The 14,191-nt window shown below is 42.8% G+C and carries 14 protein-coding genes; 5 read left to right on the forward strand and 9 right to left on the reverse strand.

Features of this window, described 5'->3' with window-relative positions:
* Positions 1 to 183 precede the first annotated feature (183 nt).
* Together F887_RS00545 and F887_RS00540 are read left to right on the forward strand one after the other, a co-directional pair.
* Positions 184 to 1,095: an alpha/beta hydrolase gene (locus F887_RS00545; protein ID WP_005297579.1), complete on the forward strand. Its 912-nt coding sequence runs from the start codon at positions 184 to 186 to the stop codon at positions 1,093 to 1,095.
* A gap of 272 nt (positions 1,096 to 1,367) precedes the next feature.
* Positions 1,368 to 2,555: a GGDEF domain-containing protein gene (locus tag F887_RS00540; RefSeq protein ID WP_005297581.1), complete on the forward strand. Its 1,188-nt coding sequence runs from the start codon at positions 1,368 to 1,370 to the stop codon at positions 2,553 to 2,555.
* A 37-nt stretch (positions 2,556 to 2,592) separates the two neighbouring features.
* On the opposite strand, the gene F887_RS00535 is transcribed toward F887_RS00540, so the two are convergent.
* From F887_RS00535 to F887_RS00515, 5 genes are all read right to left on the reverse strand, one after another.
* Positions 2,593 to 3,288: a glutathione S-transferase family protein gene (locus F887_RS00535; protein WP_005297583.1), complete on the reverse strand. Its 696-nt coding sequence runs from the start codon at positions 3,286 to 3,288 to the stop codon at positions 2,593 to 2,595.
* Between the two features lie 5 nt (positions 3,289 to 3,293).
* On the reverse strand, positions 3,294 to 5,141 hold the full coding sequence (gene dsbD / locus F887_RS00530; RefSeq protein WP_005297585.1) for a protein-disulfide reductase DsbD: 1,848 nt from the start codon (positions 5,139 to 5,141) through the stop codon (positions 3,294 to 3,296).
* A 79-nt stretch (positions 5,142 to 5,220) separates the two neighbouring features.
* Positions 5,221 to 5,988 (reverse strand): transporter, encoded by a 768-nt coding sequence (locus tag F887_RS00525; RefSeq protein WP_005297589.1) that lies wholly within the window; start codon positions 5,986 to 5,988, stop codon positions 5,221 to 5,223.
* 31 nt (positions 5,989 to 6,019) lie between these two features.
* Positions 6,020 to 6,565 carry an ankyrin repeat domain-containing protein gene (locus F887_RS00520; RefSeq protein WP_005297591.1) on the reverse strand — a complete coding sequence of 182 codons (546 nt, stop codon included), beginning with the start codon at positions 6,563 to 6,565 and terminating at the stop codon, positions 6,020 to 6,022.
* A gap of 144 nt (positions 6,566 to 6,709) precedes the next feature.
* The gene (locus F887_RS00515; RefSeq protein ID WP_004803557.1) at positions 6,710 to 7,084 is read right to left on the reverse strand and encodes an HPF/RaiA family ribosome-associated protein; all 375 of its coding nucleotides are present in this window, start codon (positions 7,082 to 7,084) and stop codon (positions 6,710 to 6,712) included.
* A 370-nt stretch (positions 7,085 to 7,454) separates the two neighbouring features.
* On the opposite strand from F887_RS00515, the gene F887_RS00510 reads away from it, so the two are divergent.
* From F887_RS00510 to F887_RS00500, 3 genes are all read left to right on the forward strand, one after another.
* The gene (locus tag F887_RS00510) at positions 7,455 to 8,180 is read left to right on the forward strand and encodes an outer membrane protein OmpK (RefSeq protein ID WP_005297593.1); all 726 of its coding nucleotides are present in this window, start codon (positions 7,455 to 7,457) and stop codon (positions 8,178 to 8,180) included.
* A 136-nt stretch (positions 8,181 to 8,316) separates the two neighbouring features.
* Complete coding sequence (locus F887_RS00505) at positions 8,317 to 8,868, forward strand: GNAT family N-acetyltransferase (protein WP_005297595.1); 552 nt, start codon at positions 8,317 to 8,319, stop codon at positions 8,866 to 8,868.
* Positions 8,869 to 8,949: 81 nt separating this feature from the next.
* Positions 8,950 to 9,690 carry a hypothetical protein gene (locus tag F887_RS00500; RefSeq protein ID WP_005297597.1) on the forward strand — a complete coding sequence of 247 codons (741 nt, stop codon included), beginning with the start codon at positions 8,950 to 8,952 and terminating at the stop codon, positions 9,688 to 9,690.
* A gap of 215 nt (positions 9,691 to 9,905) precedes the next feature.
* Here the strand turns inward: F887_RS00500 and urtE are convergent, their stop codons facing one another.
* Genes urtE through urtB form a run of 4 tightly spaced genes read right to left on the reverse strand, consistent with a single transcriptional unit; the run spans position 9,906 to position 14,139 of the window.
* The gene (urtE, locus tag F887_RS00495; protein ID WP_005297599.1) at positions 9,906 to 10,604 is read right to left on the reverse strand and encodes an urea ABC transporter ATP-binding subunit UrtE; all 699 of its coding nucleotides are present in this window, start codon (positions 10,602 to 10,604) and stop codon (positions 9,906 to 9,908) included.
* A gap of 9 nt (positions 10,605 to 10,613) precedes the next feature.
* Positions 10,614 to 11,441: an urea ABC transporter ATP-binding protein UrtD gene (gene urtD, locus F887_RS00490; protein ID WP_005297601.1), complete on the reverse strand. Its 828-nt coding sequence runs from the start codon at positions 11,439 to 11,441 to the stop codon at positions 10,614 to 10,616.
* Positions 11,442 to 12,512 carry an urea ABC transporter permease subunit UrtC gene (gene urtC, locus F887_RS00485; protein WP_005297603.1) on the reverse strand — a complete coding sequence of 357 codons (1,071 nt, stop codon included), beginning with the start codon at positions 12,510 to 12,512 and terminating at the stop codon, positions 11,442 to 11,444.
* Positions 12,513 to 12,516: 4 nt separating this feature from the next.
* On the reverse strand, positions 12,517 to 14,139 hold the full coding sequence (urtB, locus tag F887_RS00480; RefSeq protein ID WP_005297605.1) for an urea ABC transporter permease subunit UrtB: 1,623 nt from the start codon (positions 14,137 to 14,139) through the stop codon (positions 12,517 to 12,519).
* Between the last annotated feature and the right edge of the window lie 52 nt (positions 14,140 to 14,191).

Consider the following 14,191-nt stretch of genomic DNA (forward strand, 5'->3'; position numbering starts at 1 on the left):
TCTTTCAAACTGAAAGTATTGAGAACTTCAATCAATATTGCAATTCTTGATTATGACTATTTGGTATAACCTGAGTAAGAGTGTCGTAGTACACATTTTTTCAGATTTTATCGTCGCGCTTCGACATAGCTTATTTTCAAGAGCTTTCTTATTGCTATACTGATCTAACAATATGGAAAAATTATGAAATTTGCTACTGTTTGGAAATATTATTTTACTGAATCCTTACTTAAAGCGACGATTCGAACACCCAGTCAGTTCAATTTGGCTCCCAATGCATTACGTCCCTTGCTCGACCAACTTTGTCGTCTCTTTCCTCAAGATTCAACAGTACAAGTTCGCCCAATACGTCTAGCAGGTGTGCGCGGTGAAGAAATTAAAGCTCAAGCTGCTGCCACGCAGTTGATTTTCCACATTCACGGTGGGGCTTTTTTCTTGGGGAGCTTAAATACGCATCGGGCCTTGATGACTGATATTGCGGCACGTACTCAAATGCAAGTCATTCATGTCGATTATCCACTTGCCCCAGAACATCCTTTCCCTGAAGCCATTGATGCGATTTTCGATGTCTATCAAGCCTTATTAGTTCAAGGAGTCAAACCAAAAGATATTATTATCTCTGGAGATTCCTGTGGTGCAAACCTTGCTTTGGCGTTGTGTTTACGTCTCAAACAGCAGCCGGAGTTTATGCCAAGTGGCTTGATTTTGATGTCGCCTTACCTCGACCTCACCTTGACCAGTGAATCGCTACGCTTCAACCAAAAGCATGATGCTTTATTGTCTATTGAGGCCTTACAGGCAGGCATCAACCATTATCTCACTGATAATATTCAAGCAGATGATCCACGTGTTTCTCCACTGTTCGATGATTTAGCTGGATTACCGCCAACACTTGTGCAAGTCGGTTCTAAAGAAATCTTACTGGATGATTCAAAACGCTTTAGAGAAAAAGCAGAACAGGCCGATGTCAAGGTTCAGTTCAAACTGTATACCGGCATGTGGCATAACTTCCAAATGTTTAATGCGTGGTTCCCAGAAGCCAAACAAGCCTTGATAGACATCGCAGAATTTGCGCATGCACTCGATCGCGATTAAGCCATTTACAATCGTGCAAAAAATGGTCAGCTATGTCTGACCATTGTCACTCTTAATTCACTTTTGTCATCATAAAATAAAACTGATTGGATATTCAGATAACAGCTGATTTTTCAAAGAATTTTTCCCGTCCTATTTTGCACTAAAAAGCCCAGAGCTAGACTTTTTTCTCATTCTAAAGATGCTATTGTTATTTTAATTATCGTTCTTCAATATTTTGACGACAGATATACAGTTCCTAGGAATCTCATTGCATAAAAGGATGCATGCCAATGATGAAGATTCGTTTCAATAGGTCAACTGACGCAACAGGATGGGGCTTTAGGCTTTCTTGGGAACATCACATTGTCGTCAATTGGACCATACTCAAAAAAAGTATTCTATTACTGATACTTGCTGCATTTATGAGTTTATTCTGGATCAGTTGGGATGTTTTTATTCTCATGCATCCACAATATTCGGAATGGGTTCATTTGAGCATTGTACGCTCACACTTATGGACCAGCTTGATCACACTGCTGGTGATGCTCCTGCTTATCATTCCTTGTCATGTATTTAAAGATCGAGCTTGGGCACAAAATGTTTTGCCGATCCTGAGTGTCCAGATCTTTACCGCCATGCTCTGTCACAAAGGCTACTTAGTGGGTAGTTTCAGCCCTGCTACAATGGTCGGCTATGTCAGTGTGGTTGGTGTAGGCTTGGTCTTGTTCGATCGTCGAATGGTCTATTGTGCCCTCATTCCTGCCACGCTTGCGCTGCTGTTCTGCAACTATTTAAGTATGGTCGGAATACTGACTTATGCGCCGCTATTTAATATGCAGCGATTGAATGAAGTCTCCATGCATCCCTTTTGGGTCGGTAGTATGGTGTTTTTCTTATTGCCGATCTTACTGGCCTGTTTATTTCTGTTTGAAATTTTGTTAACCCAATGGCGAACTCGGGAAATGACCATTCAAATTCTCAGTCGCCTTGATCCGCTCACCAATGTATTGAATCGACGTAGTATCGGTAGTTATTTAGAACGGTTACATCAGCAACCAGACCCGCTTTATTCAATTGTTTTACTCGACCTCGATCATTTTAAAAGTATTAATGATCATTTTGGACATAGCATGGGCGATCAAGTGTTGGTCACCGTGGCAAAATGCCTGGCAAAAAATCTACGTGACCAAGATATTATTGGTCGTTTTGGCGGCGAAGAGTTTATTTTATTGCTGCCCAATACCACCACTGCACAAGCACAGAATGTCGCTGAACGCTGCCGCCTTGCGGTCTCTCAATTGCGCTTTATTAATGAACATAAACAAGAATTTGCAGTCAGTGCCAGTTTTGGGATCAGTAGCTCACTCAGTGCTGATGAACCCCATCTCATTATTAGCCAAGCAGATCAAGCCCTGTATGCCGTTAAAGCAGCAGGTCGCAATCAGGTGAAAATCTTTACTGAACTGGCAATGAGTTAGTGTCGTGAAGGCCTCACCAGCCTTAACTCCCTCATCCTCAAGCTTTTAAAAATTCATCTCGATGCTGACGATAAGGCTCATCAAAAGGGACAAACATGTGTTCCTGCTTCGCCTCTGCAATCCATTGTTGCACCGAAGACAAAGCCAAGATTTTTTGCCTATAGGCTTGACTGGCGTCAGAGAGCGGGAGTTGATAGCATTCGAAACGCATCACCACAGGTGCGTAAAATGCATCGGCAAGACTAAACTCACCACATAAAAAACTATCCTCACTCGGACGTTGTGACCAAATTTGATCAATTCGGGCAACCTCCGCACGTAACTGGGTATGCTCTGCCCAAAGCTGTTTACCGACATGTGTCAGATCAGCTTCCACATTCATGGGGCATAGATTGCGTAAGCTTTGAAAGCTACTGTGCATTTCGGCACTGATACAGCGTGCTCTGGCCCGTAACTTTTGATCTTGAGGCAGTAATGCTTTTTCAGGATATTGCTCTGCCACATATTCACAAATCGCCAGACTGTCCCAAACAATCAGATCGCCATCAGCCAATGCAGGTACTTTCCCTGTTGGATTCAGTTTCAGAATTTCTGTTTTGAATTGGCTATCTGCATCAAAGCTATCGAACTGAATCAGCTGTTCCTGAAATGGAATACCTGCTTGTTTCAATAAGATCCACGGACGCATTGACCAAGTCGAATAATTTTTATTACCAATAAAGAGTTGATACATACTTATTATTTTCCTTTAAATAAGGCGAGTTGTTGTAATAGCTCGGCTTTCTGGAATGCTCCAGTTAAACGTAGTGAGCGGATTTCTTGTTGTTGTGGATCTAAGAATAAATACGTCGGTGGCCCTAAAATATCCCACTGCGCTAACAGTGCTTGATGTGACGCATCATAATGGCTTAAATCCATTTTAATTAAATAAAAACCTGATAATGCTTGTTGTACCTCGGCATCTTTTAAAATGCGATGCTCAATCGGCTGACAAGCCACACACCAATCCGCATAGACATCAATCACAATGCCACGGTCTTTGGGTGCATTGGCTAAAATCTGCTGAAACTCATCTGCTGTTTTTGCCACATGCCATTCAGCGAGCTTCTCAGCCTGAACCGAGCTGAGACTTTGAATGTGTTGATATTGATTAAAAGCCAATGCTGGGATCACCAAAATCAGCAATATTGCATAGAGCCATTGCAGTTTGGATTTTTGTCCAAACAAGCGATACACGGCATAAATAATGAAAGCCAAACCTAAAATCAGGCTGAGAATTTGTAGGGCCAATTCAGGCAATAATGGACGAATAAAATAGAGGCTTAAAGCCAGCATTAAAAAGGCAAAAATGATCTTGATTTGATTCATCCACTCGCCAGCTTTAGGTAAGGCTTTTGCCCCTAAAACACTCGCAAGTAGCAATGGAATGCCCATACCAAAGCCGAGGGTAAAGAGTAACAATGCGCCTTGCCATTGATTCTGGGTTTGCGAAATAAACAACAACACCCCTGCCAGAGGTGCGGTCATGCATGGCCCAACCAGCAATGCAGAAATCATGCCCATGACGCCAGCACCTACCAGTGTGCCGCCTTTTTGATTGGATTGCATCTGATCCAGTCGATTGACCCAACGCTGTGGTAATTTCAACTCAAATAGACCAAATAGGTTTAAAGCAAACACCACAAACAATAAGCTAAATGCAATCAATGTCGCAGGTTGTTGTAACCAACGTTGAAAATTCAATCCTGCTGCTGAAGCAATCAACCCCAGTACCGCATAGACCAGAGCCATACTGACAACAAAAGTCAGCGCAATTGACCATGCTTTAACCCCTTTATTGTCACGCACAATCAACGAGGTCAGAATCGGTAACATCGGTAATGAACACGGCGTAAAAGCCAATAAAATACCAAGGCCTAAAAATAATAAAATGCTATAAGCCAAGGAATGCTGTTCAAGTGCGCTCGACCATTTCTGGTCTTGAGCCATCACACCTGAATTGCCTTGTGAGGGTGATGCTGCGGCTGCTTCAGCCTGTACTTCATCACTTGCGGGCTGTTGAGCATTGAATGCGCTAGATGAACGCGCAGCATCTAAAAAGCTTTTTTGCGAGTTTGCGCTGACATTCTGAACATTGACCAAACCATCGGCGTCAGTCTGAAATTCAATATTTTGCGGTGGATAGCAAATACGGTCTTTGGCACAACCCTGCCAAGTTACACGATAATGTTGAGAGGCTTGGGTGGGAATACTAAATTCAGCTTGTTGATAATAAACTTGGCTATGACCATAGTTTTCATCATACTGTTCAATCGCTTTTGGCAAATTCAAGGCAACGGGTTGATTACCTTGCTGTACTTCAAATTTATGTTGATATAAATAGTAATTGGGCTGAATCGACCAATGCAAACGCGCCTGATGTGGCTGAGTTGATTCTACCGTAAATGCAAACGCCTGTTCAGGGCTTAACAACGGTGCTGATGAGTTCTGTTGAGCGTAAGTCAGAGACCCGCATAACAACAATAAAGTTCCGAGGAAGTAACTCATCAGTGGGAAATGCGTCCCACCCTGAACAGACATTTTCATGATTATCTCACTATCATTCTCCCGAACTCCCCAGCTGCGATCGCAGCAGTTAATTTAAGAGAATTCAGGTGCATCATTATTAGAATAAAACAGATACGCCAAAGCCACCGTTATAGCTTTTCTGATCGCCATTGAGATCAACCCCAATACTTGCATCGAGTTGTGTACGATTATTCAAGGCATACACTAGACCCGTGCCAAGACCATATTCATAATCCTGACTTTCTGCTTTACGGTAAATAAATTCTGAGAAGCCAGATAATTTACCCGCGATCTTATAATCGATGGTTGGTACAGCTGTGACTGCCCAATTGCTGTTTTGTGCTTCATAACGCATGGTAATTGAGGTACCAATCAAATCGCTGAATTCGTAAGCAACAGCAGACGTTAAGCTATAGATATCATCATGGTTGGTGAATTCATCATTCCCCGTTGCAATGATTGCTTCTGCCAGCAATGCCATCGATAAACGGTCATCTTTTAAATCAATGGCTTTTTTCAAACCGATACTGACATCACCTAGGCCATTGCTTTCTTTTTTCATGCCAGCACGTTTATATTGCTGCCAAACAGGCCCCTGCCAACCCAATTGCAATTCCAATCCATCTGCCAGACCGGTACGCAATAACATGTCACCATTCAGCGTCAAGGTCTTGTCTTTGATCCCATCTACTTTACCTTCTTGGTAACTGACACTCGGTAAACCTTGTTCCCATGCCAACTTCCCAACAGGGGTAATCCCTGTCCCTATCCCCGCACCAGGGCGGTCAAAAGAAAAGTCGGCAGCAAAAGTCGTGCTTGCCATCATTGATGCTGCAATCAAGCTCAATGTTTGAAATGTTTTCATACGTATCCTCGTTCTATTCTGTTGGCTTGGCTTATGCACCGAGCTCTTTTGACATTTTTGCACCATGCTGACGTAACAATTCCAGTGTTGCACGTTCTTCTGGCAATGATTCTGACCAATCAATTTCATCAAATTCACAATCAAAGAAAAGCTGGCTAATAGATGATAAAACGGTCAGACCTTCTTCATCACGGGTATTTGGATCTACTTTTTCATCGAGTAAGCGTTGTACCACAGGTGCGCAAGCAGAACTTGCTGCGTCCCAAAGCGGACCATAAAACTCTTCTGCATCCCACAAATGTAAATTTGCTTTGGCTTGAATCAATGCATCTAAAATATCTAAATAAACTTTGAGTTGTTGTTGCTTTTCTTCGTCACTGAAAGGCTTACCTGCTTCATAAGCTTCACAAATTCGTTCCCACCATGTGAACAAACCATCGCAAATCATAGACACAGGTGGCCCTTGTTCAGGATCAATAAAATTCGGGTCGAGTCCTTCAGCAAGTAAAGATTGCACTTGGTCCAAATCGAGTTGTTGTATGGCTTGCACCAAGGCCTGCTGTTGCTTATTTAACATGACCAGTTCTCACAATATTTTTTAATGGCTCTATTATGCCGAATATCCTGACAGGATTTTATAAAACCATCTAAAAAATCATGTATAAATTTGATACACACGTAAAAAAAGCCCAAGAACTGGGCTTTTTCTTTGCATTTGTGGCTATGCTTCATCATCCACTTTTACGTCATCATCGACATCAACGTATTCGGGTAAACCACCACGATGGTGCTCTTTTTTCTCATAAAGATGCTCCAGACTACGTTTCAATTTATCAATTGCACCATGAATCGAGTTGTCAATATTTGCTGCTTTATGTGTCACTGCGACAGGTTTCATTCCTGCTGGGCGAGCTTCAATCATACATCGTTTGTCATGATCGCCCGTTTTATCCCCGTTCTCATCACTAATATGAACCGAAAAATGTGTAATACGCTCGCTATAACGTTGGAATTCTTGTGTAAGTTCTGCACGAACATAACTGTTTAAGCGTTCACTACCTTGAATGTTTTTATCTGTACGGATTTCAATATTCATAAATATCTTCCTCTCTTTTCTGTGAGACGGTGCTACAAAACTTTCTTCTTTGCACGCTTTGAGCATGCAGTCATTCAGTGCAGTTGTATATTTTGATTATGTAAATGCTTGTTGTCTCCTCGCTTTGCATCTGTTGCTTTTCAGTATGTAAGAAGATCTTCTATAATTCCAATATCTGTCTTTCCTCCAAAATATGCAAGCTGATTTTTGACATTTTTATTAAAACTTAAAACAAAAATATTTTTAACTTTATAGGTCATTTTACTTTAGCCCGCTATATACAATTCTTTTGTTCATTTGGTCAAATTTGGCTTTATTTTTGCTTAATACCTTGTATCCTTTACACGCCTTTTGGGGGGAGATTTTTTAAATGCAATTGAAGCAACTTGCAGCAACATGTTTATTGGTATCTACAGCAGCTTTCGCTCAGGCGAAGCCAATTTGGCAAGATTTCAGCGTGACGGGTTTGTACGGTGAGAACTATGAAGTTGTTGATGAAAAACAAACAACAGTAACACTTGAATATGCGGCAAAAGTCAAATATGCCGATGTGTTTTTCTTTATGGATCGTATGCGTGGCAGCGATGATAATAAAAGCACATATTTCGAACTCTCTCCACGTTTAAGCTTGGGTGAGATCTCAGGACAAAAACTTGCATTTGGTCCAATCAAAGATGTGTTGATCTCAACAACATGGGAAAGTAACAGCGCTGATGGTAATAATTTTGACAACTTCTTGTATGGCGTAGGTTTTGATCTCGCAATTCCATATTTCCAATATGCGAATGTGAATTTCTACCGTGCCAACAATGAAAATACTGCTGATGACTACCAAATGACCATCGCTTATGCGCTGCCATTTAAAGTATCAAACGAAGATTTCTTGGTTGATGGTTTCCTTGACTGGTCGACAGGTGAAAAAGATCACGCAAGTGAACTGAACTGGACCACACAATACAAGTGGAATGTGGGTAAACACATTTCACCAGACACTCGCCTTTATTTGGGTGTTGAGCACTCTGTTTGGAATAACAAATTTGGTCTGAAAAACCGTGACGAAAACAACGTCAGTGCGTTAATCAAATACCACTTCTAAATCATTTAGAGTGTTAAAAAAACAGCAAGGAATTCCTTGCTGTTTTTGTGTGTATCACCGAATATAAATTTGAGATGAACGATCGCTGTATTCAATATTCATCTCTTGTTTTTGTCTGATTTGATGACCTTTGCCCATGTCTGTGAATATTCCGCTTGCACCTTATGCCTTAGCAACCCATTTCCAAATTCGTTTTGCGACAGTGAATGATCTTGATGAGATTCTTGCTATTTACAATGCTGAAATTTTAAATGGAACCGCAAATTGGAATGATCAAGCCGTTTCCCTAACGGATTATCAGCAACGTTTTCAAAGCATGCAACAGCAACAATTCCCAATGATCGTGGTTGAAGACCTGAATACCCATCAAGTCGCAGGCTATGCGGATTACACTGCTTTTCGGACCATCAGTGGCTACCGCCAAAGTATTGAGCATTCTGTTTTTATTAATCCAAGCTATGCACGCCAAGGTCTGGGCAAAGCCCTCATGCAACAGCTCATTCATCTCGCCAAACAGCAAAACATGCATATTATGGTCGCTGCCATTGATAGTGAAAACCAAGGCTCAATTGTGTTGCATGAACAACTCGGTTTCGTTCAAACAGGGTATATGCCACAAGTGGGCCAAAAGTTTGGTACATGGCGTGATCTGGTCTGGATGCAACTGCAACTCACAGAAACTCAATAAAAATCTCACTTTTAGCGTACTGTCATCGCACTGAATTGTGGCTTAAAATGAAGGAAATACTTCATTTCAAAAATAGCCAAAATGATTAAAACATCTCAACTCGGCCTCTGCCTCAGCATGCTACTCGGTTCAAGTGCCAGCTTTGCCGAACTTTCCTTCGAGCAAGAACTGCAACAAGGCTGCGCCAAAGTGAAACAATATGCTCAAGCAGGTAAAAAGTTTTACGATCAAAAACAATATCTCAAAGCAGCCAAACAGTTTGAAGACCAAGCTGCATGGGCACATTTCTGCCAAGCCAATGCAGAAGAAAGCGGTGTTCAGATCAGTGATCGAGACATTGAAATCGCCAATAATAATGCAGGTTTGAGTTATGCAAAACTGGGCAAACCACAATGGGCCAGAGTCTGGTTTTTACGTGATAAAGACGCTAAAACCAGCCAATACAACTTAAAACAACTCCCGAAGCCCAAAGTATCTTCTGATTTACAAGGAACGTATGTTCGAGCCAATGGTTTTGGGCAATGGGATTACATCAAGGTCAGCAAAAAACAAAATAAATATGCGATTGCATTTGATGGCTATTACTTTGGACTACGTGGCCTGATCTATGGACCAAATATGGGACAATTTGAAACCAACATGCCAGTCAAGTCAAAACAGGCTAACTATCGCAATGAAGACTGTCTGATTAAACTTCAATTTGCCAATGATGCAAATCTTGGACAAAAAATTGAAGTTGAACAAAACAATGGTGAGTCCTCATGTGGCTTTGGACATAACGTCTATGCAGGCGGAACGTTCTATAAGGTTGAAGACAAATAAATCTCGTGCTAACCATTTAATGTTCTAAATTGCATTTTCCCAACATTCACTATCGTGATAGGCGACATGGATGTCGCCATGTTCGACTGCGGCTACAAGGATGTACCGTCAGTCGAACAAAGGATTTTTGCCTACTTTTGATCCTTCAAAAGTAGGGTACATCATAAAGATAGATTACTAAAAACACTGATAAAGCAACAATTAGCCAAGAAATACTAAATCGCCACCAACTCCCGAATCCCCTTTTCAGGCATATCCTCACCCCGCCCTTGCGCAATCACCTGTCCACGCGCCATCACCGTATAATTATCCGCAAGCTCTTCAGCAAAATCATAAAACTGCTCGACCAAGACAATCGCCATCTCGCCCTGATCAGCCAGTTTACGAATCACCCGACCAATATCTTTAATAATCGAAGGCTGAATGCCTTCAGTAGGCTCATCCAAAATCAATACGCTTGGCTCTGAAGCCAAAGCTCGAGCAATCGCAAGTTGCTGTTGTTGACCGCCAGATAAATCTCCACCACGGCGATGCTTCATTTCATCTAATACAGGAAAAATTTCATATAGATGACTCGGTACTTTACGGGTCTTAGCACCCGAAAACTTGGCCATCCCGATTAAAATATTTTCTTCCACGGTCAAGGTCGAAAAAATATCTCGCCCCTGTGGTACATAGGCCAAACCGGCACGCACCCGTTGCTCAGGAGACATTTTGGCAATGTCTTTACCATCGAGCAGGATTTGCCCTGATTTAATCGGCAGAATGCCCATCAAGCACTTCAGCAAGGTGGTTTTACCCACCCCATTACGCCCCAAAACCACACTGCATTCACCTACAGGCGCATGCAAGGACACATCACGCAGAATATGACTGCCACCATAGAACTGATTAATTTGTTTCACTTCTAACATGCGCGTCTCCTAACGTCCTAAATATTTTTCAATCACATCTTCATTGGCCTGAACTTCTGCCAATGTGCCTTCTGCCAAGATCGCGCCCTGTGCCAATACCGTGACTTTTTCACTGATGGTGTCAATAAAACTCATATCATGCTCAACCACCACAAGGGTATGATTTTTTTTCAGTTCAAGGCAGAGTTCAGCAGTACGCTCAGTTTCAGCATCGGTCATACCTGCGACAGGCTCATCCAGTAAAATCAGCTTTGGTCGTTGCATCAACAGCATACCGATTTCCAGCCACTGCTTTTGTCCATGCGACAGCAAACCTGCTGGCTTCTGTACAAATTCCTTTAAACGAATTTGTTCCAATGTTTCATCCAAAGCCAACTGCGCTTCTGGATCTAAACGAGAAAATAAGCTTTTTTTCACTCGCTTATCTCTTGGTGCGGCCAGTAATAAATTCTCCATCACGGTAAAATTTTCAAATACCGTTGGTTTTTGGAATTTGCGACCGATACCTGCTTCGGCAATTTGCTCGGTACTCATTTTGGCTAAATCATAGTTTTGTCCAAAAAATGCCGTGCCAGTAGTTGGACGGGTTTTACCTGTAATCACATCCATCAAGGTGGTTTTCCCTGCCCCATTCGGCCCGATAATGCAACGTAACTCACCCTCAGCAATATAGAGAGACAGATCATTCAACGCCCGAAATGAATCAAACCAAACGCTGACTTTTTCCAGATATAAGGCAATGCCATGACTAAAGTCAGCCCCTTGTGGTTTGGCACGTCCATACCCTTCACCGAGTTGACCGCCATGTTGAGCTGAGTCAATTAATACATCACTCATTTAGTCGCGCTCCTTTTTAAAACGGTCAAATAGGCCAATCACACCTTTTGGCAGGAATAAAGTCACCACAATGAAGAGTGCCCCTAAGATCAACAACCATGCTTCTGGTGCAGCCACGGTAAAGTAGGTTTTCACTGCATTAATTAGACCTGCTCCAAGAATTGGCCCAATCAAAGTGCCACGTCCACCCGCAGCCACCCACACCGCCATTTCAATTGAGTTGACGGGATTCATTTCACTCGGATTAATGATGCCTGCCTGTGGCACATACAACGCGCCAGCAATACCCGCGATCACCGCAGACAAGACCCATGCCGACAGCTTGTACCACAGCGTGCGGTAACCCAGATATTGCAAACGATTTTCACTGTCGCGAATGGCTCCCAAGACCCGACCATAAGGACGATTCATCAGTTGTCGTAAGCCAATAAAACACAGCATCAACACCAGGGCAGTGACAAAGCACAGCGTGGCACGCATTGATGCAGAAGTGATATCAAAACCCAAAATGGTTTTAAAGCCAGTAAAACCATTATTGCCCCCAAAACCAGTTTCATTGCGGAAGAACAATAACGCTGCGGCAAAGGTCATGGCTTGAGTAATAATGGAGAAATACACGCCTTTGATTTTGGAGCGAAAGGCAAAAAATCCAAAAATAAACGCGATCAGACCAGGAACCAGCACCACCAAGGCCAAAGCCCAAGCAAAATGCTCCGTCCCAACCCAATACCACGGCAACTCGGTCCAGCTTAAGAAGCGCATAAAATCAGGGAGTCCATCGCCTGCAGATTGACGCATCAGATACATCCCAAACGCATAACCACCCAAGGCAAAATACAAACCATGCCCCAAACTCAGAATCCCTGCATAGCCCCACACCAAATCCAGAGCCAAGGCGACCAAGGCCAAACACATGATCTTGCCAATTAAGGTAATCCAATAAGCGGATAGGTAAAATGCAGAGTCTGGAGACAGCAAATGCAACCAAGGCAACAACAGCAACACTGCAAAACAGCAGGCAATTGCGACAGCGCTATACGGTTTATCTGCGAACACAGAAGTGATTTTCATTGGCTTACTCCACAAAACGGCCTTTGATGGCAAACAAACCTTGTGGACGCTTTTGGATAAACAAAATCACAAGAACCAAGAGAATAATTTTTGCTAAAACCGCACCTAAACCAATTTCCAGCACCGTTCCACTGATACCCAGTCCAAGTGCTGCAAGTACGGCACCCCATACTTGACCGACACCACCGACAACGACGACAAGGAAAGCATCAATAATGTAATTCTGACCGAGATCAGGCCCGACATTACCCACTTGTGCCAAGGCACAACCTGCTAAACCTGCCAAGCCAGAACCGAGGCCAAACGCCATCATGTCAATCCGTGCAGAACGAATCCCAACAGCACGTGCCATTTGACGATTCTGTGTGACCGCACGAACGAATAGACCAAAGCGAGTTTTATTAAGTAAGAACACTAGCAGCAATAACACAGCAACGGTAAACGCAATAATGGCAATACGGTTATATGGCAGCATCAGGCTTGGCGTAATCGCAATCCCACCACTCAACCAGCTCACATTAGAAACTTCGACATTCTGTGCACCAAAGACCATACGTACCAATTGCATCAGAATTAGACTCACCCCAAAAGTGGCGAGCAAGGTTTCCAATTGACGACCATACAGCGGACGAATGACGGTGCGCTCAATCAACATCCCAATCAAGGCACTCACTAGAAAAGCCGCAGGAATCGCAGCGATGAGATACCAATCCACCAGTCCAGCAAAATGGGTTTTAAAAAAGCTCTGGATCACATAAGTGGTATAAGCACCAATCATGATGAGTTCGCCATGCGCCATATTAATCACACCGAGTAGGCCATAAGTGATCGCGAGTCCCAGCGCAGCAAGCAATAAAATGCTGGCCGTACTTAAACCTGAAAATACATGACCCGACCATTCACTGATTTGCAAACGGGTTTTAATTTTATTTTGTGCATCCAGCAGAGCTGCCTTCAATGCAGGATTGCTTTGCGGTTGTTCTAAAGTCTGCGTGATAAGCGCGAATACATCAGGACGATTTGAATCTGCCAATATTTTCACGGCTTCAAGCTTGGTGAACTCATCCGCACTGTTAAAATCCAACCGCGCTTTAAGTTGCGCTAACCGTGCTTTGACCTGATCATTTTTTTCATGCAGGTAGAGTTGTTTGATGGTGTCCAAATCTAACTCGGCCAAATTATTTTCTAAAATATCGACAGCGGCTAATCGCTGTGATGCATCATTGGAGCTGAGTTTAGCTTTGGCTTGCCCAAAATTCAGTGCCTTACGTAAAGTATTGACCAAAGTCACTTGGGATAAATCCGCAGGCCATTGCTCCAGTGCTTGCTGTGCAGGGTAGCTGAATAATTTGTCATCATTTTTCAGCAAATAGGTATTGCCCGCACTATCGGTATACAGCTCATTGTCATCGATATACGCCACCAATTGATCCAATTGTTCAATACTGGCAGGCCATTGATTGAGCATGGCACGACGTGTGGCAAAATCAGCTTTTACGAAAGTTTGAATGGCATCTTGAGAAGCTGTAGACGTCACGGTTGCTGTGGATGTGGCCTCTGCCCATGCTGGACTAAACATCAGTTGTGCCATGATGCAGAGCAGTGCCAAAACATAGTGTTTCGCCATAGAACTCCCCTTATTTTGTGGTTTAAATTGATCAAACAAAAAACAGAATGAA

This window comes from Acinetobacter sp. NIPH 2100, from assembly GCF_000369805.1.
Taxonomy (GTDB): Bacteria; Pseudomonadota; Gammaproteobacteria; order Pseudomonadales; family Moraxellaceae; genus Acinetobacter.

Bases quoted from the DNA above. Each gene is read 5' to 3' on its own strand.
- F887_RS00520 (WP_005297591.1), bottom strand. From the start codon at position 6,565: ATGTTAAATAAGCAACAGCAGGCCTTGGTGCAAGCCATACAACAACTC.
- urtE (WP_005297599.1), bottom strand. From the start codon at position 10,604: ATGTTAGAAGTGAAACAAATTAATCAGTTCTATGGTGGCAGTCATATT.
- F887_RS00525 (WP_005297589.1), bottom strand. From the start codon at position 5,988: ATGAAAACATTTCAAACATTGAGCTTGATTGCAGCATCAATGATGGCA.
- dsbD (WP_005297585.1), bottom strand. From the start codon at position 5,141: ATGAAAATGTCTGTTCAGGGTGGGACGCATTTCCCACTGATGAGTTAC.
- urtC (WP_005297603.1), bottom strand. From the start codon at position 12,512: ATGAAAATCACTTCTGTGTTCGCAGATAAACCGTATAGCGCTGTCGCA.
- F887_RS00505 (WP_005297595.1), top strand. From the start codon at position 8,317: ATGTCTGTGAATATTCCGCTTGCACCTTATGCCTTAGCAACCCATTTC.
- F887_RS00510 (WP_005297593.1), top strand. From the start codon at position 7,455: ATGCAATTGAAGCAACTTGCAGCAACATGTTTATTGGTATCTACAGCA.
- F887_RS00500 (WP_005297597.1), top strand. From the start codon at position 8,950: ATGATTAAAACATCTCAACTCGGCCTCTGCCTCAGCATGCTACTCGGT.
- urtD (WP_005297601.1), bottom strand. From the start codon at position 11,441: ATGAGTGATGTATTAATTGACTCAGCTCAACATGGCGGTCAACTCGGT.
- F887_RS00545 (WP_005297579.1), top strand. From the start codon at position 184: ATGAAATTTGCTACTGTTTGGAAATATTATTTTACTGAATCCTTACTT.
- F887_RS00515 (WP_004803557.1), bottom strand. From the start codon at position 7,084: ATGAATATTGAAATCCGTACAGATAAAAACATTCAAGGTAGTGAACGC.
- F887_RS00535 (WP_005297583.1), bottom strand. From the start codon at position 3,288: ATGTATCAACTCTTTATTGGTAATAAAAATTATTCGACTTGGTCAATG.
- F887_RS00540 (WP_005297581.1), top strand. From the start codon at position 1,368: ATGATGAAGATTCGTTTCAATAGGTCAACTGACGCAACAGGATGGGGC.
- urtB (WP_005297605.1), bottom strand. From the start codon at position 14,139: ATGGCGAAACACTATGTTTTGGCACTGCTCTGCATCATGGCACAACTG.